We start from the raw sequence: 20286 nt of genomic DNA, 5'->3' as shown, positions 1-20286 counted from the left end.
TTCATGGCCACCTTAGCCGAAGCATCCGACGTCAGGACCAAACAGGCTCTTCCCGCTTCCCTGAAACTCGGCTGGGGCTCCGGTGCATTTGGCGTCGCGCTGCTGATGAATGGTGTTTCCGGCCTGATCCTGCTGTTCACGGCCAGTATTTTGCAAATCGAGCCGTGGCTTGCCGGGCTTGTCATATTTCTGGCCAAACTGATTGACGTTGTTACAGATCCGATCGTTGGCGTGTGGAGCGACCGATTTGAATCGGCCAAGGGACGGCGCAGGCCCTTTCTGTTCTGGGGCTCGATTACCGGCGCGATCAGCTTTGCTCTGATCTTTACCTCGCCGTCATTCGAGAACCAGTATCTGACGGCCTTTTACATTTTCATAGTCCTGAGCTTTTACGCCATCGCCTACACGATCTACAATATTCCCTATATGTCGATGCCGGCGGAAATGACCGATAATTATCATGAACGCTCCTCGATCCATGCCTATCGCATGGTTTTTATCTCGCTCGGTTCTTTCGTGGCAACAGCCGGAGTGAAGGTGGTACTCGAAGCACTCGGCAAAACCGAACCATCAAGCTATGCCATTGTCGGCGTCGGTTGTGCGGTACTCATCCTGATCAGCACCATGATCGCCTATTTCACTACCTCTTCTGCCCGGTTCACGCAGGGCGCGCAGAAAAGCACCAAAAGCAACGCAGCTCAAGTGGTACAAGAATTTAACGCGGTCCGCAGCAACAAGCATTTTCTGCGCCTGATTAGCGTGAAATTTGCACAACTGATGGGCGTGCAAACCGCAGGCGCCGCTTTTGCCTATTTTTTCGTCCAAAGCCTTGGCCGGGATTTCAACATTCTGGCGATCTTCGGGACGACAGTGACAATTTCGACGATTATCTTCGCGCCGCTGCTCGTGAAATTCTCCCAGCGATACGGGAAAAAGAACGCCTATTATCTGGCGGCCGGCGTCAATATTTTATACGCGCTGAGCTGGTCCCTGGCCAGCGAGGGCGAGCCTTTATGGTCAATCGTGGTGCGCGCCGCATTCGTCGGGATTGCGTTTACCGGTAATGTGGTCATGGCGATGTCGATGCTGACCGATATCATCAATGCCGATGCCAACCGCACCGGCGTGCGGCGCGAGGGCGCATTTACTGCGCTATATAGTTTCGTGGAGAAGCTGACCGGCGCGGTCGGCCCGCTGATCGTGGGCTTCGCGCTGTCCTTCGCCGGGTTTAACAACAAGCTGCCCTTTGACGTGCCGCAAGGTGGCAATGTCGACACCGCCCTGCTATTTTCAGTGAGCTGGCTCCCTGCCCTATTTGGGCTCGTCGCCATCTGGATTTTATCGGGCTATAAGTTAACCGAACAGGAATTGCAGGCTTCCGGCGCACAGAACAGTGCCCAAAATGAAGCGAATAAACAGGAGAAATCATGATGGAATTGCAAGATCCCAAGTTAAAACAACGTGGCCGCGCCTCGCTCGATTTTCTGGCGCAATTGGGTGTGGCTTCTGCGCCGGTGTCGCAAAAAGTGACGTCTGAAATTAGCGACCGACTGGACGTTGATAACTTGCCGGATGATCTGGATGAACGGGAAGAGGCAATCGACAACGCGTTGTCGGACTCCACCGCTTTCGCGACCCAGCGCCTGATGGGGGATTGGCACAGCCGCAGCCATGGCCGGATTTCATGGGAAGCCTTTGAAGAAATCAAACCGGAATTGCAGCCCGTTCTGGATGCAACCACCAAGGGACCGGCAAGCCTTGTACTTGACCCGGAGCTTAAGCTTCCTGCTTATTGGGAGGGCGTCCATTTTCACCGCACGGAGGGCGGCTGGGATGCGCATGAGCATATGGGCTATGTCCATGGCGAAATTATCCACAAGAAAATGGTCGCGCGTTTCTTCCCTGGTGGGATATTCAAGCAAAGGCAAAATGTTGCGGAAATGGCCCCGCGGGACAGCTATGAGCGGATACTCGACATGGGTTGTTCGAGCGGGCACTTCACCACCGCGCTCGCCAAAACCTATCCGGATGCACAGATTACCGGTGTCGAATTGTCAGCGCGGATGCTGGAACATGCCCATCGCACGGCCAATGCCAATGGCTGGAACTGGAAACTCTATCAGCGGGCGGCCGAAAATACAGATTTTGAGGATGCCAGCTTTGATCTTGTCGCGTCCTATATCCTGATCCACGAAATTCCTGCTGACGTCGTCGAGCAGGTTTTTGCGGAAGCCTTCCGCGTGCTCGAACCCGGCGGCGACATGATCATGTCGGATGCCACCCGCTATGCCGATCTGGACAAGCTGAGCGTATGGAAAGCCGATCGCAGTGCCAAATATGGCGGTGAGCCCTTCTGGCGCGAAACCGCCAGCCTTGACCTGGCCGAAATCGCCAGAAAAGTAGGCTTTGTAGATGTCAGTGCCGACGGCATGTATCCGCATGTCGTTAAAGGGCGCAAACCGGCATGAGCGGTCCGGATCGCGACACGCCTACCAGCTTTAACTTCCCCGAAGGCAAGCTGCTGCATCCCGAACAAGTCGACAATCTCGGTCGGGCCCTGATCAGTCTGACCCGGGAAATCTGCGTGCTGACCGACCGGCAGATGGTGCTGGAAAAAATACTGGCGGACAAAGGCATCGACGTTACAGAGGCGGTTGAAAATTATCAGCCCGATGAAACGCTGCAGAGCCGGTTGGATCAACGCACTGGCGCGATTGTCAAAACCATTATCGGTGATCTGACGGGCGCAGAATGATTCATTGGCGTCGTCTGCTCCGAAGCGTAGCATTGCTCTTATTGGGTTTGGCAAGTGGTGCCGCGCTGGCGATGCAGACCACGTCGACGATTCCGAATGCACCCCCAAAGCTTGTCGTCACCGAAATTCAGACAATGTTGACAACCAAAAGCGGCCACGAATTCCCTGTTACGATATTCGCACCAGACAGATCAGGCACCTTTCCGCTGATCGTGTTCTCAACCGGTGCTTTTTCAAGCCCGGACCGCTACCTTAATATGCTCCAGCCGATTGCTGAGGCGGGATATATTATTCTCGCGCCAACCCATTTGGATGCAGAGATATTGGCGCTGGATCCCAAGCCCAAGTCTGAAACCGTTTGGACGACGCGCAATGACGAGATCGCGCATCTTGCCGCAGCCCCTGATCCGATGGTTGCGCGGCTCAAAAGACGTGGATTCACTATCGATGCAAACCGGATCGCAATAATGGGGCATAGCTATGGCGCGCTGATAGCTCAGATTGGCGCCGGAGCGATTGCAACGGAGCCCGATGGCTCGCGCCCCAATCGCAAAATCGAAAATGTCGCTGCACTCGTGGCCTATTCCCCGCCCGGTCCGCTTGCAAAGATGATCGATGCCAAGGGCTGGTCGACTATTGACGTACCAAGTCTGACGGTGACCGGAACTGCGGATATCCTGCCGGGTTTTATCGACGACTGGCGGCTCCATAAAGCGGCTTATGAAGCCACCCCCAAAGGCGCGCGGTGGCTGTGGGTCGGGGATGATGTCGATCATTATTTTGACGGGCTTTTCGGGCGGGGCGGATCCATCCGGCCGGAAATCGCAAAGCGCTTCGACCATGCAATTGCAACGACCATACAGTTTCTCGACCTGCATCTGAAGCCAGGAAAGGTTGCAGAAGGCCCGGAGCCATTATCCGGCGTTGAAGTCACAAAGGACTAGAGCATGCGAACCATACAAATCAGCATAGCAGGCGCATTGCTTTCATCGCTGGCCGCCTGCATGGCACCGGCGACCAGCGCCGTTCCGCAACGTGATATAGCCGCCGCATCCGAAGCCTTAACAGGCGCGACCGTTCTGGATGTCGACCTGTTCCAGCCAACGGTCACCATCGGCGAAAAATGTGACGAACAGAAGCTGCCCACGACCGGGGACGCGATGTCGGCCCGTCTTGCCGCCGCCATTGCGCAAGCCGATAGCTATTCCAAGGCGGAAAACGGCGTGGGCCTCGTCATTCTGAAAGACGGAAAGATATTGCATGAAAGCTATGCTGGCGATGCCGGTGCGGCGACCCCGACTGACAGCTACTCCATGCACAAATCCGTCCTTGCACTGGTGTACGGGATTGCCATTGATGAAGGCATTATCGGATCGCTGGATGATCGCGCGGGACAATATATCAGCGAATGGAAAGATGATCCGCGCGGCCAGATTACGCTGAGGCAGCTGCTGCATATGGAAAGCGGGCTGAAACTTTACAGCTTTTCCGATCCCGGCGGGAAATCACGGGAACTGCTTTTGGCAGCCGATATCAATGCGGTGGCACTGGACTATCCGCTGGCCGATGGTCCCGGTGCAGAGTTTCGCTATAATAATGTGAACAGCCAGATCGCTGGCATCGCCTTGGATCGCGCGCTTCAGGCAAAAGGCTATGACAGCTATGCCGGTTATCTGGAACAAAAGCTCTGGTGTCCGGTCGGCAATGACACAGCCAGGCTGTGGCTCGACCGGGAAGGCGGCGCTCCGCATTATTATTCCGGCCTGTTCACAAACCCGCACAACTGGGCCCGGATCGGTGAACTGATCCGCAATCAGGGCCTATTGCAGGGCAAACAAATCATCTCTGCCGAATGGATCAAGGCCATGGCAGAGCCAGCACCGACCAATCCCAATTATGGCCTGCATGTCTGGCGGGGATCGCCTTATGTTGCCAAACGCCGCTATAGCCAACAAAACCCGTTAGCGGTGACCCATGGCGCGCCCTATCTGGCCGAAGATGTGCTGTTCTTTGACGGGTTCGGCGGACAGCGTGTCTATGTCGTTCCATCCAGCGGGTTGACCATCGTCCGCACAGGCCAGGTGAATTTCGCCTATGACGACGCGAAAATCGTCAACCTGATACTGAATGGCCTATCCCGCTGAGACGCGGTCACTCCTGACCAAACATGGCTTTGAACGATTCCTCTGTCGGATTGCCAACTTTGAGGTCGTCTTCCATGACCGCCATGCCGCGCTGAACCGCGGGACGGGCACCGACAGTGGCTAGCCAGCGCTCTACATTCGAAAATGCGGTGACATCAACGCCGTGCAAATTTTGCTGTTTTTCGGTCATCCAGGGAAAGGTCGACATATCAGCCAGGGAATAGTCGCTGCCCGCCAGATATTCCTGCTCTCCCAGCCGCTTGTCGATCACGCCATAAAGCCGCTTGGTTTCGCCGCAATAGCGCTGAATTCCGTGCTCCACGCGCTCTTTCGCATAGCCGTTAAAATAGCCGCATTGCCCGAACATCGGACCAACGCTGGCATTCTGGAAAAACAGCCATTGCGTTACGATGGATTGCTGCACCGGATCTTCCGGCCAGAATTTCCCGGTCTTTTGCGCAAAATAGAGAAATATCGCCCCCGATTCAAAGACCGCATGCGGCTGGCCGTCTGGACCGTCATGATCGACTATCGCGGGCACACGGTTATTGGGGCTGATTGCCAGAAATTCCGGCGTATGTTGTTCACCCGTCAGTATATTGATGGATTTGGTCTGGTAATCGAGTGCAAATTCCTCGAGCGCGATCGATATTTTGTGCCCGTTGGGCGTCGGCCAGTAATAGAAGTCGATCATTTGGCATGTTCCTTCTGCAAGGCGAGTATGTCCTGCACCGCCCGCTGGCAGCGTTTGGCACTGGTATCGCCTTCAAAATCCTTGTTGTAATGCGACTGTACGGAAGGGCGTTCGATCGCCGCATCAAACCAGTCCGAAAGCGCCGGACGACCATCGCGCCACCGGAAATCGGGATGGATCGGATCTTTGGCTTCATAAAATTCCGCGCGAAAACCGAGATAGCTGATCGCGTGCAGCAGCGACGCATGGCCGATATCAAAATCCGTCCAGCTGCCCGCCTGTTGCTCGAGCCCATCGAGGGCGCGGATATATTTCGGCCATAAGGATTCAAAAACCCGCATATTCCATTGCTCGGGCTCCTGCCATTGCTCGGCCACCATTTGCACCGTCGTTTCAAAAATCGTGTCTCCCAGAGCCAGCCGGGTGATCGCATCCCAGCGTGCCGGGCCCGACGCCGGATACATTTTGCGTGCCTTGCTATTGGCATCGAAATATTCGCAGATCGCCTGGCTGCCATAGATGACCTGACCGGTGTCTGTAGCAAGCGTCGGCACCTTGTCGAGCGGGTTGAGCGCAGCGATACTGTAAGCATCGCCCTGATCTTCCCCATCCAGATTCTTGAACGGAAAGGTTGGAACAAAGTCAATATCGTCCCAATGCCCACACTCATGTGCGGTGACCAGAACCTTGTGAATGAAGCTGTGAAACGGGGAGTAAAAAAGTTTCATGATCAATATCTTCCTCTATTTCAAATAGGCATCCGCGCCGATGCGATCGATTTTTGGTTCACCTCCAAGCAGTTCCGGCGCGCTTTTGAGATCCGCAAAAGCCCGGTCCAATGCCGCACCGACGGCGCCGAGCGCAGTGCCAGGGAATAGCGCGACGCTATATCCAATCTGCTGCGCCATGTGAGCGTCGGTCACTTCATCCGTGTCGCGGAGCAGGTTATGCAGCAAGGGAGCTTTGCCGTCCATCTGCCGGACAAATTCTGCCATCTGTGCCCGCGTGGTCAAAGATTCCGCGAAGATCATATCAGCGCCCGCTTCGACATAGGCATGGGCACGTTCCAATGCGCGCTCAAACCCTTCTGTGGCCATGGCATCGCTGCGCGCGCTGATCATTACGTCCGCATCGGTTAGCGCATCGCGGGCCGCCTTGATTTTATCAACCATGGCGTCCTGAAGAATAAGGGGGCGGGAAAGCGGGCTGTCGGCCGGCTTTATTTCCTGCTGGTCTTCAATTTGAATGGCAGAGGCTCCGGCCCGCTCCAGCATCCTGACGGTACGGCCAACCGCAAAGGCATTGCCGAAGCCCTGATCTGCATCAACCAGCATCGGAATCCCGATGCGATCGGCAATGCGCGCGGCAATGTCAGCTGTCTCGCTCGCGGAGAGCAACCCGATATCGGGGCGTGCCAAATGCGCAGCGGCGAGCGCAGAACCGGAAACAAATATCGCCTCAAAGCCAGCGACTTCCGCCCGATAGGCGCTGAAGGCATCATATACGCCCGGAGCGACGAGAATTTCTCGTTGCTGCAATCGTGTGCGCAATTTTTTGGCCAGAGTCACCGCGGGCTTCAGTTCACAGGCGCCCTGTCTTTGCGGGAAAGTTCCCCGGCATCTTCTTTGACCTTCAGTTCCTTGAATGCTTTATATTCATTCACCCCGGCCATTTCCTGCTTTGGCCAGCGCGTCGCAAAGCCTCGCGGGAAATGCGCATCGCCATCCGCACGGCCATCTTCAGACCATAAAAGCGGGAAGTGGGAGCCCTCGGGCTTTTCGCCTTCGAGCATTTCGTCAAAACTGACACCAGCCAGATTTACACAATCCGGACGGGGTGCCCAGCGGATATCATCACCGAAAACCCGTTCCGAGATGGCAACACGCCAGTCGTCAGTCGGATTACCAGCGGAGTAATGCAGCACCCATGGATGCACAATCAGCAGATCACCCGGGTCCATATCCCATGACAGAAAACGCAAATCCGGATCGCCGCGCTTGCTCTCGATTTCCGGATGCGGCACCCGGTCATCCGGTTTGATCATCTTTCGGGCGTTGGGTGAAAACAGCCAGTAAGGCACGTCATCATGCTGCGTGCCGGCCAGAACTTCGAGGCAGTTTGCTTTCACAATCGGCGTCAATGGTATCCAGATAGAGGGCACCATGTTGCCTTTAACCGGCCAGCCCATCCGGTCACAATGCCACAGGGTCTTGGCGTCGGATTGCGGTGGCTTGGCGAAAAATTCATCGAAGAAAAACCGGATTTCCTTTGACTGCATGACTTTGCCAGCAACCTCCGCAATCGGTGATTCAAAAACGAAACGCCGATATTCCTCGATACAACGCGCCATATAGCGGCCCGGAATAGTTGGCAGCAAGCCAACGTCCTTTTTGTCGATTATGACCTCTCTCGCAATCGGTTCGAGCAGGTCAATCCAGTCGCGGTCCAGCACACTGCGTAGACAGACGACACCATCTCTCGCATAGTCGTCGATATCCTGTTGAGTGACCTCGCGAAGCGGGCGTTTGTTCAAAGCCATGATATTCTGTCCTCTGTCAATTCAGCCTTCCTATAAACAACAAGACTCGGATCTGGGTTTAAAGAGGGATCAATATCCACTCGACGGATAGTTTTGGCAACGGCGTTACCGCAGTGCGAATAGTAGAACAGAACAGCGCTCCGCGCCCCGGATAATTCCTTATGGCGCCAGACACACAAACGCTGGAGCAGCAATACATATGCAGCATCTGAAAACACAGATCGTAATCGCGGGTGCAGGACCTGTCGGGAGCGTCGCGGCCTATTTCCTAGCGAATAAAGGCATAGACGTTATCCTGTTGGAATCCGGTGGCGATTGCGCGCTGGATTTGCGCGCCTCCACCTTTCATCCACCAACTCTGGAGATGCTGGATCAGTTCGGGATAACCGAAAAACTGATCGAAAAAGGCTTGAAAGCACCGATTTATCATTTTCGGGAGCGCCAGACGGGCGAGGTCATCGACTTTGACATGGGCGAGATTTCTGACCACACGCCCTTTCCCTATCGCGTCCAGTGCGAGCAATATCATCTCTCGCGCATGTTGTCAGACAGCGTACGCAACCTGCCCGGAGCAGACGTGCGCTTCGCACACCGCGTGGTCGGATTTGACCAGGATCAGACCGGAGTCGATGTCTATGCCGAAAATCCGCAAGAGATTGTCCAGATTCGTGCGGACTATCTGATCGGAGCTGATGGATCGAACAGCATCATCCGCAAATGGCTTGATACGGATTTTGATGGTTTCACCTATCCGGAAAAGTTTCTCTGTTACACCACCACTGAGCCGTTGGAACAGAAACTGCCGAATCTATGCCATGTCAATTATGTGTCGGATCCAAAAGAATGGATGGTTCTCCTAAGAGTGCCATCGCTCTGGCGCGTGCTCGTTCCTGCCAAGGAAGAACAGCCGGATGACGAGCTGCTCGCCGAAGAGAAGAAGAATGACGTGTTTGATCGGCTGGTTGGCAATGGGGAAAATGTCGAGACCGCGCATCGTACCATATACCGCGTGCATCAGCGGGTGGCGAAGCAGTTCATGCATGACCGGGTTGCGATTATTGGCGATGCAGCGCATCTTAATAACCCGATTGGGGGTTTTGGCATGAACAGCGGCATTCACGATGCGTTTAATCTGTGCGACAAATTTGCGCGTATATATAACAAGGGTGCGGATGCCGACGAAGCGCTGGGCATTTTCGAACGGCAACGCCATAAAACAACCCATGATTTTATTCAGGCACAGACGATTAGAAACATGCAATATCTGGCTGGAGGCGAGAGCGAAGAGCATAAGCGCCGCAAAGAAGAAATGCAGCGTGTCCACAGTGACCCGGAAGCGCGCGAAGGCTTCCTGTTGCGGCAATCGATGATTGAAAGTCTGGAACAGGAAAAACTGGTCGCCTGATGCCCCTGAAGTCTAATCCAAAACCCCGCCCTGATCCCGACGCTCTTGGCTATCGCAGATTGTTCGGGGTTCTGGGGCCGTCTACCAACACTGTCGTCCAGCCGGATTTTGATGATTTGCGTGTGCGCGGTGTGACCAATCACTATAGCCGAATTGTCGTGGAAGACGCGCAGGCAATCTCGGACGAAACTTTCATGGCAGGCACGCTGGAAATTTCCCGCAACACGCTGGATGCTGTACGCGGTGTCCTGACCTGCAATCCCGACTATCTGGTCATGGGCATGTCCGCCGTCACCTTTTACGGTGGGGCCGAAGGCGCGCAGAAATGGCGCGAGAATATCGAGAGCGAGGCGGGTCTGAAATTATGCACGGGATCCCAATCGCTGATCGAGGCTTTCAAAGCCTATGGCGGGATCAAAAAGATTGTGGTGCTGTCACCTTACTACCCGTCAGCCAATGCGCATGTTGCCCATTTCATGGCCGATCATGGTGTTGAAGTCGTCCGAGACACTTGCCTGCGCTGTCCCAGCTGGACTTCGATTGCGCAAGTACCAACAGAGACATTGCGAGAAGAATTGCGGGCTCTTGATGGCGATGATGTTGATGCACTCGTCCAGGTTGGAACCAACCTGTCTATGACGCGCTTGGCGGCAGCAGCAGAAATGTATCTGGGCAAGCCCGTCATCGCGATCAACACCGCAACCTATTGGAATGCGCTGCGCCAAAATGGCATTACCGATCAGGTCAGCGGATTCGGCCGCCTGATGGAAGAATTTTAGGAAAGACATACAGATGTTTGATTATGATTATGTCCCGCTGCCAGAGCGTGCGCCGCTGAAGTGGCCGAACGGCGCAAAAGTGGCATTGATGTTTACCTTCAATCTGGAAACCTGGGATCTCGTGAAAGATACGGACCAGCCCTATTATGCCGGTGGCCCTGCCTTGCTGCCCAATGCACTGGCCGGGCGGATACCCGATTATCCGAACTATAGCTGGCGCGAATATGGCCAGCGCGTCGGTATCTGGCGCATGTTTGATCTTTTTGACGAACTTGGCGCCAAAGCAGGATGCACCACCAATGCGGTAACCTTTGAGCGGCGCAAGGCCATGACCGATGCCTGTCTGGAGCGCGGCTGGGAACTGATTGCCCATAATCATGAGCAGGGCGAACTGCTGACGGATTTTCATGATGATATTGATGCCGAACGCGACATTATTCGCCGGTCGGTCGAGATGTATGAAAAGCATACGGGCAAACGACCCACAGGTTGGCTGTCCTCCTCGCTACGCGGAACATTGAATACGCCCACCATATTGGTCGAGGAAGGCTTCAAATTTTACTGCGATATCATGAATGATGATCAGCCCTATATGATCCGCACGGATGCAGGGCCGATAGTCGCGACGCCCTATTCCAATGTCATCAACGACTTCACCATATTGACCCGCAACGCCCGCACCACCGATGAGTATCGCGACCTGCTGATTGAAGAGCTGACAGTGCTGCACAAGGAAGGCGCAACAACCGGACGGATCATGAATGTTGGCCTGCATCCGCACGTATCGGGCCGCGCCTATACCATCCGCGCCTTGCGAGAATTTATTGAATATGCGCAGGGGCTGGACGGCATATGGTGGGCGACAAGAGAAGAAATTGCTGACTGGTATGCCGACAATCACGAAGCCCATTTTCCGGAACAACTCGGCTGAAGAGTCAGATGATCGCGCAGACGGTCTTTAGCTCCAGATAGTTTTCCAGAGCAGCCTGCCCACTATCGCGGCCCCAGCCCGACTGTTTCATCCCGCCAATGGGAAGCGACGCATCGTACATGGCATGGCCATTGACCCAGACCGTTCCGGCTTTCAGGCGATTAGCCATACGCATGCCGTTCGAAAGGCCTTCGGTCCAGACGCCAGCTGCCAGCGCATAGTCGCTATCGTTCGCAGCAGCGACAACTTCCTCTGTATCGTCAAACGGGGTCACAACGACCACTGGACCGAAAATTTCTTCGCGGACAATCCGCATATCCGGCGTCACATCCGTGATCACGGTCGGTTCGACAAAACTCTGATTGGGACCACCTGTTTCGCCCCCCGACAATATCGAGGCGCCAGCCGATTTGCCGTCCGCAATATAGGCGGCAACTTTGGCGCTATGTTCTTTCGACACCAACGGCCCCATTTGCGTTTCCGGATCAAGACCGTGGCCGAGCTTGATCTGTCCGCCAATCGCAGCAATCCCCTCGGCCACTTTATCCATGATCGAGCGGTGGCAGTATAGGCGGGATCCGGCGATACACACCTGTCCGCCATTGAAGAATATCGCATTGGCAGCGCCTTGAATAGCCGCATCAATATCGGCATCAGGCATGATGATGACCGGCGACTTTCCGCCGAGCTCCAATGTTATCCGTTTCAAATTGCCTTGCGCCGCATTCATGATGGCGCGACCGGTTTGCGTCGAACCGGTAAACGCGATTTTATCGACATCCTTATGTTCGGCCAAAGCAGCGCCGGCCTCATGCCCGAATCCCGTTACCAGATTTATCACGCCGTCGGGCAGCCCGGCTTCCTGCATCAGTTCAACCAGCCTTACTGCTGTCAGTGATGTATTCTCCGCCGGCTTCAGCACCACCGTACACCCGGCCGCCAGGGCAGGAGCGAGCTTCATTGCGGTGAGAACCAGAGGCGAATTCCACGGTACAATCGCACCGACCACGCCCACCGGTTCTTTCTGGGTATAGGCGAAAACCTCCTTGCCCTCGGGCTGGTAATTGATCGACGTGGGAATGGTTGCGCCCTCGATCTTGGTCGCCAGGCCGGCAAAATATCGAAACTGGTTCACTGCACCGGGAATTTCTGCCCAGCGCCCGACATATAGCGCTTTTCCCTGATCCAGCGTTTCCAGTTCCGCCAGTTCGTCAATATTGGCTTCCAACAGGTCCGCTATTTTCCAGAGGATCCGGCTGCGTTCCATCGGGGTTATTTTGGACCATGATCCGTTGTCAAAAGCGTTGCGCGCCGCGCGGACCGCCTTTTCGACATCCCCTGCCCCCGATCTCTGAAGCTTTCCGATCACTTCACCGGTTGCGGGATCGAGCGTATCAAAGGTTTCACCGCTTTGGCAGGACAGCCATTCGCCATTTACCAGATTGGAATATATGCCTTTTTCCAGAAACTTTGTCGCAGCCGGACCAGGCCGGGGGATGGAAAGATTGATCTCTTGCATATAATATCCTCAATTTCTGGTGACCAGAAATGGCATCCGCCGCGAGAAAGCGCCATTCCGAAAAGTGACAATAGATAGCTTCGCGCCAACCGAAACATGCACAATTGATTTTGTCCATCAGATGGACAGGGTGCAATTCCTAAGCTGGTGCATAAAGACCATGATGTCTATGTGTAGTTGCAACTCATCTGGAACGCCGAGATCATGACCACAAAAACGAACAGTAAGATATCAAATGAAATGCAGATGCTGGAACTGCTGGAATCACGGTTGCGGTGGCTGTCGTCATGGACGGTGCACAATGCCAATCACATCCGGGAAAAGCGTGACGGGCTGAAAGTCGGCGGTCATCAGGCGAGCTGTTCCTCGATAACCGCGATCATGGCGGCGCTATATTTTCATGCGTTGCGACCGCAGGACAAAGTCGCGGTCAAGCCCCATGCTGGCCCTGTGCTCCATGCCATCCACTATCTGCTCGGCAATCAGAGTCAGGAAAAGCTGGAACGCTTTCGCGGCCTCGGCGGTGTGCAAAGCTACCCGTCGCGGACCAAAGACACCATCCCGGTCGATTTTTCCACCGGGTCGGTCGGCCTTGGTGTGGCGGTGACCGCTTTTTCCAGTTTGATGCAAGATTATCTGATCGCCCATGGGCAAATGGAAGAAAGCGATGCCGGCCGGATGATCGCCCTGATGGGTGATGCCGAGCTGGACGAAGGCAATATCTATGAGTGCCTGATCGAGGCCTACAAGCATGATATCCGCAATTGCTGGTGGGTTGTGGATTACAACCGGCAGTCGCTGGACAGCACGACCGCAGACCGCATGTTCCGCCGGTTTGATGACATTTTCGAAACCTGCGGCTGGCGCGTGGTCACCTTGAAATACGGCAAGCGGCAACAGGCGGCATTCAAGAAACCCGGCGGCAAGACACTCGAACAATGGATAGACAATTGTCCCAATGCGGATTTTGCCGCGCTGACCTATCAAGGTGGCGAAGCATGGCGCAAGCGGCTGATTGACGATATCGGCGGCAAGCCCAATGTGAAAAAGCTGCTCGCCGGTTTCGATGATGATGCACTTGCCGATCTGATGACCAATCTCGGCGGTCACTGTGTCGAAACGCTGTCGGATGCATTTGATGCCTGTGATGATGAGCGACCAACACTGTTCATTGCCTATACCGTGAAGGGCTTTGGCCTGCCCTTGGCGGGTCACAAAGACAATCATTCCGGCATGATGAACCCGACGCAGATGGAGGGTTATCGCAACAGCCTGGGAATCGAGCAAGGCGCTGAGTGGGAAGCCTATGGCGGACTGGGCGACAATGCGGCAGCACAACTGAAAGCTTTCGTCGAAAAAAGCGCGCTTGCAAGGCAGAAACCGGAGCCAAAGGCCGCTCCGGTCGTCGTCCCGGATCGGTTCGAAGTACCAGCGGGTGCGGAACAATCCACCCAGGCTGCGTTTGGCAAAGTTCTTCTGGATCTTGCAAAATCGGGAGAAGAAATCGGCGACCGGATCGTTACGACGGCTCCCGACGTTACCCAGACAACCAATCTCGGTGCCTTTGTGAACCAGCGCGGTCTTTTTCGGCGTCAGGAAGTAGCCGATGTTTTCCAACAAGCCAAAATTCCTTCCGCGCAAAAATGGTCCGCGCATGGCGCAGGTCAGCATATCGAATTGGGCATAGCGGAGAATAATTTCTTCCTGATGCTCACGTCGATGGGACTGACGGCCCCGCATTTCGGAACGCGTTTACTGCCGGTGGGGACGGTCTATGATCCCTTCATCGCCCGCGGCCTCGATGCGCTAAACTATGGCTGTTATCAGGACGCGCGTTTTCTGCTGGTCGGGACACCGTCCGGCCTGACACTAGGGCCGGAGGGCGGCGCCCATCAATCGATCAACACACCATTGATCGGGATGGGGCAACCTGGCCTGGTCTATTTCGAGCCGGTCTGGGCTGACGAAGTGGCGTTGATGATGCGCTGGGCCTTTGATCATATGCAGCGCGAAGACGGCAGTTCCGTTTATTTGCGCCTCAGCACACGATCGATCGCGCAAATAGAGCGTGACAATGACAGCTGGGAAGCGGACGCACTCAAGGGTGCCTATTGGTTACGCAGACCCACCAAAGGCGCGGAGGCAGCCATTGCCTTTACCGGAGCGATAGCGCCGGAAGTGCTGCAGGCTTATGACAGTCTGGTCACGGATATCCCCGGGCTGGGATTGCTCAACGTGACATCACCCGACCTGCTCCATCGCGGATGGTCAGACCAATGTGCCGCGCGCTGGCAAGGCAAAGATAAAGAGGCCTGTCATGCCAAGCTAATGCTGGACGAATTGTCACCGGATGCAGGCTTGATCACGGTTCTGGATGGCTCTCCTTCAGCCCTGTCCTGGCTGGGTGCTGTGCGAGGCATGAAGGTCAGTCCTCTCGGCACCGATCGCTTTGGCCAGACCGGAGACTTGCCTGATCTCTACAATGCCTACCGGATAGACGAGAACGCGATTATCGATGCAGCGGCTGAGTTATTTTTGGGTTGAGCACAATCGCGGAAACAAGAAATCAGAATCAAATTGCCGGACACCTCCCCCAAGGTGCCCGGCAATGCGTGACGAAGCCAAAGGCTTTGTGACACAAGCGATTAGAAATTAACTTTGCCTGTCAGGCCAAATGTGCGCCGCTCACCGAAAAATTCACCATAGGTGGTACCGAAGGGCAGAACCACAACGAAAGCATTGGACACATATTTTTTGTCAAAAGCATTGCGTATCCAGGCATTTACAGAAAAGTTTCCGAAGGTAACGCCTGCACTGCCATTGACCAGAAAGCGGTCCGGAATTGTCCCGACATTGGCCGTCGATGCGAAAAAGTCGCTTTGATAGCTGAAATCCGTCCGCAGATAATAATTGCTATCTCCGGAACCGATTTCTCCCTCCCACTGGATACCAAAGGATGCCTGGGTCGGTGGCGTACGTTCAATATCATTGCCGCCAACATCGCCATTGGAGTTACACACCACATCATCACAAGGTGCGGAGATGAAAAAGGGCGTACCCGGCGTACCACGTGTCCGCGCAAAGCGCTGATCGATAGTACCATCATCATAGGTTGCTTCAGAATGCGAGAAAGTCGCGTCAATGCTCAGGTTATCGGTGATCTGATAAAAGGCATCAAGCTCGATACCATAGATAGACGCACCACCAAGATTTTGGGCAATTGCGGTGGCATTCGGGTCAGTCGCATCCGGATCGGGAGAATTGATCACCACATCCCGCCAATCCGTGTAATATATCGATCCGTTGAGACGAAGATCACCGCCCAGAAACGTATTTTTGGAACCAATTTCAAAGGTCCAGTTGGTCTCTTTGTCAAAAACCTGGTTCTCCGGAGCGATTGCTGTGGGGTTGAAGCCACCGGCCTTTGACCCTTTTGCGACCGTGGCAAAAAGAAGACTCTCATCACTGAGATCATATTCGGCCGTAAAGCGCGGCGCGAAATCTTTAAACGTATCACCCAATATTAAAGCTCTGCGATTGTCCGTTGCTGTAATCTCGGTCTCGGAATATCGTCCTTCTGCGCCCAAGCGCAGCACGCCACTTGCCGATGTCCAATGAATTTCACCAAAAATCGATTTGATTTCGGTGTCGGTGGTGGTGTCTCCCAAAAGAAAGGCGAATGGATCGCCCGGAAAAGGATCATCGGCACTGACAATCGGATTTAGATTGTTGCTCGTAAATGTCGTGATGTCCGTACCATCGGAATAATAGATCCCGATTGCTCCACGAAACTGACCCGAATTGTCAAAATTGAGCCGTACCTCATGGGAATCATAATCCATGCTGCCAACCGGTGTATTCTGGAAATTACACCGCCCGGCAACCAGCGTTCCGCAATTGATGGGTTCCGGTTCGCCGCTGACCGCAATATCAACATCGCCGTTTACGTTGCCGAACAAATAGCTGAATGTCAGCGCATCAGAAACGTCAATTTCCAGATTGGCCCGGAAAAAGCCGGTTTTTGAGTGGACACCATAGGCCCGCGGGTCGACGATGACTGAATCTCCCGGTGCAGGCAAGTCGCCGCAAATCAGCGCAGGATTCGGGCCCACGCCAAAAATGCTGCGATTGGAACCACAATTGAAATCACCCAGAACTTCCGCCAGATAGCGGTTCGCGCGGGCTTCTTCTTTTCTGTTAAAATGATTGTAGGACGCTTCCAGGCGTACTCCGTCCAACGGTTTGAACGCTGCGGAAACCGAAATGGCTTGATTGTCCCGACCACCGACATTGCCAGATGTACCGCGATCCAAGTCCAGGCTGTCGGCGAACGGGTGGTCATTTTCCCAAGAGCCGTCAAACGATGAATATTCGTAAGAACCTGCAATGGCGAACCATTCATTGACCGAGAAGTTTAGAAAACCGCCAATATCATAGCGCTCGTCAGACCCAATTGTGCCCTCGATCTCGCCGGAAATCTCTCCCGTAATCTCGGCTTTCCTTGGAATATAGTTGATTGCGCCGGCAAAAGCGTTGCGTCCATAACGCGCGCTTTGCGGTCCCTTGACGATCTCAATACGCTGAAGACTTGTTGTACCGAGGTCCACAGCCCAGGCGCGCGGTATGTAAATGCCGTCCAAAAAGGTTGAAACATTCGATTCCAGAGCGGTGACGCGTGTTTGGGCCTGTCCGCGAATAACCGGTGTGCCGATACCGCCGGAGAAATCCTCAAAGCTGAAACCTGGCGTAAAGCGCGCAACATCATCCAGTTCCTGAATCGCCTGGCGGGATATGTCTTCTGCGTCAAACGCTGTGATGGCGAGAGGCACTTCCTGAATATTCTCAGCACGATTACGCGCTGTTACGACAATGATATTGCCATCATCTGCTTCGGCAGCCTCAGATGTTTGGGCAACCGCAACGCTTGGAACTACAAATCCGCTTGCTACTGCAAGGGCTATTAGACTCGCTTTTTGAACGCGCATTATTTTTCCTCCGTGAAATCTGAACCTTTTGGAAAAGCTATATTTTCAACGCGCCTATCTTGACGGTTGCTCCCGAACCGTCTTCAAACTTGCTCAAATTTTCACGGAATGTTGCTTCAATTAAATCCCTATCCGCCTATCGGATAGTTTGACATGGCAAGAATCGTTGCGTTCAGAACTTAAGAGAAGTGACAAACGACGCACATCCTGCATGTTATGTGGGATTGATGCGATGTGCGCATAGAGAAGTTTGATCGCAACTTATAAACAGAAAACAAGGCAGCCAGCTGCACTTCGGATGGATCAATGTGATCTCATCATTCCAAATGAGGTCAGCGACAGCATTATCAATTCCAAGAACTTCACAAGCCTGATTTCCAATCGCAATTGTTTGTGATAGCCCATTCGCTTGCTCGTTATCCGGGCCTGGTCTTCATGCACGCCGCATCTCCTTGCCGCCCAAGCATGATCTTGCAGGAGAAGAAAATGTCTGTCGTTACCACTGAAAAACATGATAATATTTTGGTCATCGTCTCGAACAACCCACCGGTTAACGCGCTTGGCGCGGCTGTTCGCCAGGGACTTGTCGATGGCATAGAAGAGGCGCTGTCTGACGATACGGTTGAGGCAGTGGTCATCCGCTGCGATGGGCGTACCTTCTTTGCCGGCGCAGATATTACCGAATTTGGCAAACCGATGCAGGGGCCCAATCTGGGTGAGGCCATTGACCGGTTGGAGGCCAGCAGCAAGCCGGTTGTTGCCGCGATCCACGGGACGGCGCTTGGCGGCGGCTGTGAAGTTGCCTTGGCCTGCCATTACCGGGTTGCGGTACCATCGGCTAAAATGGGCTTGCCCGAAGTGAAGCTGGGCCTCATTCCCGGTGCCGCCGGAACCCAGCGCCTGCCGCGCGTCGTTGGCGCAGAGGCGGCATTGCCGATGGTGGTGATTGGCAATCCGATCTCCGCGAAAAAGGCGCACTCCATTGGCCTGGTCGACAAGCTGGTTGGTGAGGATAGTCTCGCCGAGGATGCGATAGCCTTTGCGCGCGAACAAATCGGCAAGGAGCCACCACGCTCGTCCGAAGGCACGGCCAATGAAGATGGCATCAAAAACCCGGCCATATTTGACGAGTTCCGTCAGAAAAACGGCCGCAAAATCCGTGGCTTTGATGCGCCCGAAGCCGGCATTCAGGCGGTGAAAGCCGCAGGCGAACTATCCTATGCAGACGGCGTCGCGAAAGAACGGGAATTGTTCACAAAGCTGATGACCGGTACCCAGTCGGCCGCCATGCGCCACTATTTCTTCGCCGAACGCGCGGCGAACAAGATTGACGGCATTGATCCCAAAATCGAGCTGATCCCGATCAAGAAAGTCGGCATTTTGGGGGCCGGCACCATGGGCGGCGGCATTGGCATGAACTTTCTGTCGGCTGGCATCCCGGTGACCATTGTCGAACTGAAAGAAGAAGCGCTGGACCGCGGCGTCAATGTGATCCGCAAAAATTACGAGAATACCGCCAAGCGCGGCCGGATGACCGAAGAGCAAGTCGAGGGCGCGATGAGCATTTTGACGCCCAGCCTGTCCTATGATGATCTGGCCGACTGCGATCTGGTGATCGAGGCGGTATTTGAAAATATGGATGTCAAAAAGGAAGTCTTTGCCAAGCTCGACGGCATCGTGAAACAGGGCGCGATCCTAGCCAGTAACACCAGCTATCTGAATATTGACGAGATTGCAGCAGTCACCAAGCGGCCGGAATATGTGCTCGGCCTGCACTTTTTCTCCCCGGCCAATGTCATGAAATTGCTCGAAATCGTGCGCGGTGAAAAGACCGCCGATGACGTGCTGATGACGGCGATGAAGCTGTCGAAGAAGATCGGCAAGGTCGCAGCCGTCTCTGGCGTTTGCCCCGGCTTTATCGGCAACCGGATGCTCAGCCCGCGTCAGGAGCAAGCCAATCAGATGATCATGGAAGGCGCCAATTATTGGGAAGTCGATGACGTCTTGCTGGAATTCGGTTTCCCGATGGGGCCGTTCCAAATGTCCGATCTGGCCGGTGTCGATATCGGATGGCATCGCGATCCCGAACGCATCGAAACATTGCGCGATGCTTTATGCGCTGTTGGTCGCTGGGGACAGAAAGTCGGCAAGGGCTTTTATGATTATGATGAAGCGCGGCAACGCACGCCCTCTGATGAAGTGAAACAGATTATCGCTGAATTCGCCGCCAAAGCCGGCAAGGAGCAGCGCGACATTTCGAAAGATGAAATTCGCGAGCGGCTTCTCTATCCGATGGTCAACGAAGGGGCAAAAATCCTCGAAGAAGGCATGGCACAGCGCGCGAGCGATATCGATGTCGTCTGGATCAACGGCTATGGCTGGCCGCTTTATACCGGCGGTCCGATGTTCTGGGCCGACACCGTCGGGCTCGACAATATTGTCGCCGGCCTGAAAAAACATAATCTACCGGTCGCAGACCTGCTGCAGGAAAAGGCAGCTGCAGGCGGCACGTTCAACGGATAGGTTCGCGAACAT

At 54.5% G+C, this 20286-nt stretch carries 16 protein-coding genes; 10 read left to right on the top strand and 6 right to left on the bottom strand.

Features of this window, described 5'->3' with window-relative positions; all coding sequences use genetic code 11:
• Positions 1 to 3 precede the first annotated feature (3 nt).
• From ACO6S1_RS12090 to ACO6S1_RS12070, 5 genes are read left to right on the top strand one after another with little or no spacing between them, the layout of a single operon-like run.
• Positions 4 to 1431, top strand: a complete 1428-nt coding sequence (locus ACO6S1_RS12090; RefSeq protein ID WP_422342949.1) for an MFS transporter — start codon at positions 4 to 6, stop codon at positions 1429 to 1431.
• Positions 1428 to 2468 (top strand): class I SAM-dependent methyltransferase, encoded by a 1041-nt coding sequence (locus ACO6S1_RS12085; RefSeq protein ID WP_422342948.1) that lies wholly within the window; start codon positions 1428 to 1430, stop codon positions 2466 to 2468. Before ACO6S1_RS12090 ends, ACO6S1_RS12085 begins: the two co-directional genes overlap by 4 nt.
• Entirely contained in the window at positions 2465 to 2755 is a 291-nt protein-coding gene (locus tag ACO6S1_RS12080) for a hypothetical protein (protein ID WP_422342947.1), read from the top strand. Before ACO6S1_RS12085 ends, ACO6S1_RS12080 begins: the two co-directional genes overlap by 4 nt.
• Positions 2752 to 3699, top strand: coding sequence for an alpha/beta hydrolase family protein (locus ACO6S1_RS12075; protein ID WP_422342946.1), 948 nt, complete (start codon positions 2752 to 2754; stop codon positions 3697 to 3699). The genes ACO6S1_RS12080 and ACO6S1_RS12075 overlap by 4 nt, the downstream gene beginning before the upstream one ends.
• A gap of 3 nt (positions 3700 to 3702) precedes the next feature.
• Entirely contained in the window at positions 3703 to 4899 is a 1197-nt protein-coding gene (locus ACO6S1_RS12070; protein WP_422342945.1) for a serine hydrolase domain-containing protein, read from the top strand.
• A 7-nt stretch (positions 4900 to 4906) separates the two neighbouring features.
• On the opposite strand, the gene ACO6S1_RS12065 is transcribed toward ACO6S1_RS12070, so the two are convergent.
• From ACO6S1_RS12065 to ACO6S1_RS12050, 4 genes are read right to left on the bottom strand one after another with little or no spacing between them, the layout of a single operon-like run.
• On the bottom strand, positions 4907 to 5593 hold the full coding sequence (locus ACO6S1_RS12065) for a glutathione S-transferase family protein (RefSeq protein ID WP_422342944.1): 687 nt from the start codon (positions 5591 to 5593) through the stop codon (positions 4907 to 4909).
• Complete coding sequence (locus ACO6S1_RS12060) at positions 5590 to 6321, bottom strand: glutathione S-transferase family protein (protein ID WP_422342943.1); 732 nt, start codon at positions 6319 to 6321, stop codon at positions 5590 to 5592. The genes ACO6S1_RS12065 and ACO6S1_RS12060 overlap by 4 nt, the downstream gene beginning before the upstream one ends.
• 15 nt (positions 6322 to 6336) lie before the next feature.
• Positions 6337 to 7161 carry an isocitrate lyase/PEP mutase family protein gene (locus tag ACO6S1_RS12055; RefSeq protein ID WP_422342942.1) on the bottom strand — a complete coding sequence of 275 codons (825 nt, stop codon included), beginning with the start codon at positions 7159 to 7161 and terminating at the stop codon, positions 6337 to 6339.
• 8 nt (positions 7162 to 7169) lie between these two features.
• Positions 7170 to 8132: a phytanoyl-CoA dioxygenase family protein gene (locus ACO6S1_RS12050; RefSeq protein WP_422342941.1), complete on the bottom strand. Its 963-nt coding sequence runs from the start codon at positions 8130 to 8132 to the stop codon at positions 7170 to 7172.
• 199 nt (positions 8133 to 8331) lie between these two features.
• On the opposite strand from ACO6S1_RS12050, the gene ACO6S1_RS12045 reads away from it, so the two are divergent.
• Genes ACO6S1_RS12045 through ACO6S1_RS12035 form a run of 3 tightly spaced genes read left to right on the top strand, consistent with a single transcriptional unit; the run spans position 8332 to position 11247 of the window.
• Entirely contained in the window at positions 8332 to 9537 is a 1206-nt protein-coding gene (locus ACO6S1_RS12045) for an FAD-dependent oxidoreductase (RefSeq protein WP_422342940.1), read from the top strand.
• Positions 9537 to 10316, top strand: coding sequence for a maleate cis-trans isomerase family protein (locus ACO6S1_RS12040; protein WP_422342939.1), 780 nt, complete (start codon positions 9537 to 9539; stop codon positions 10314 to 10316). The genes ACO6S1_RS12045 and ACO6S1_RS12040 overlap by 1 nt, the downstream gene beginning before the upstream one ends.
• A 13-nt stretch (positions 10317 to 10329) precedes the next feature.
• Positions 10330 to 11247, top strand: coding sequence for a polysaccharide deacetylase (locus tag ACO6S1_RS12035; RefSeq protein WP_422342938.1), 918 nt, complete (start codon positions 10330 to 10332; stop codon positions 11245 to 11247).
• Between the two features lie 4 nt (positions 11248 to 11251).
• On the opposite strand, the gene ACO6S1_RS12030 is transcribed toward ACO6S1_RS12035, so the two are convergent.
• Entirely contained in the window at positions 11252 to 12766 is a 1515-nt protein-coding gene (locus tag ACO6S1_RS12030; protein WP_422342937.1) for an aldehyde dehydrogenase family protein, read from the bottom strand.
• Between the two features lie 204 nt (positions 12767 to 12970).
• Between ACO6S1_RS12030 and ACO6S1_RS12025 the strand changes: the two genes are divergently transcribed.
• Positions 12971 to 15310: a transketolase gene (locus ACO6S1_RS12025; RefSeq protein WP_422342936.1), complete on the top strand. Its 2340-nt coding sequence runs from the start codon at positions 12971 to 12973 to the stop codon at positions 15308 to 15310.
• 101 nt (positions 15311 to 15411) lie between these two features.
• Here the strand turns inward: ACO6S1_RS12025 and ACO6S1_RS12020 are convergent, their stop codons facing one another.
• On the bottom strand, positions 15412 to 17751 hold the full coding sequence (locus ACO6S1_RS12020; protein WP_422342935.1) for a TonB-dependent receptor: 2340 nt from the start codon (positions 17749 to 17751) through the stop codon (positions 15412 to 15414).
• A gap of 486 nt (positions 17752 to 18237) precedes the next feature.
• Between ACO6S1_RS12020 and ACO6S1_RS12015 the strand changes: the two genes are divergently transcribed.
• Complete coding sequence (locus ACO6S1_RS12015) at positions 18238 to 20274, top strand: 3-hydroxyacyl-CoA dehydrogenase NAD-binding domain-containing protein (RefSeq protein WP_422342934.1); 2037 nt, start codon at positions 18238 to 18240, stop codon at positions 20272 to 20274.
• Positions 20275 to 20286: the final 12 nt, after the last annotated feature.

Source organism: Parasphingorhabdus sp., assembly GCF_965233695.1.
In the GTDB taxonomy this organism is placed as follows: Bacteria; Pseudomonadota; Alphaproteobacteria; order Sphingomonadales; family Sphingomonadaceae; genus Parasphingorhabdus.
The sequence above is the reverse complement of the archived record's forward strand: the minus strand, read 5'-3'. Positions and strand labels throughout refer to the sequence as shown.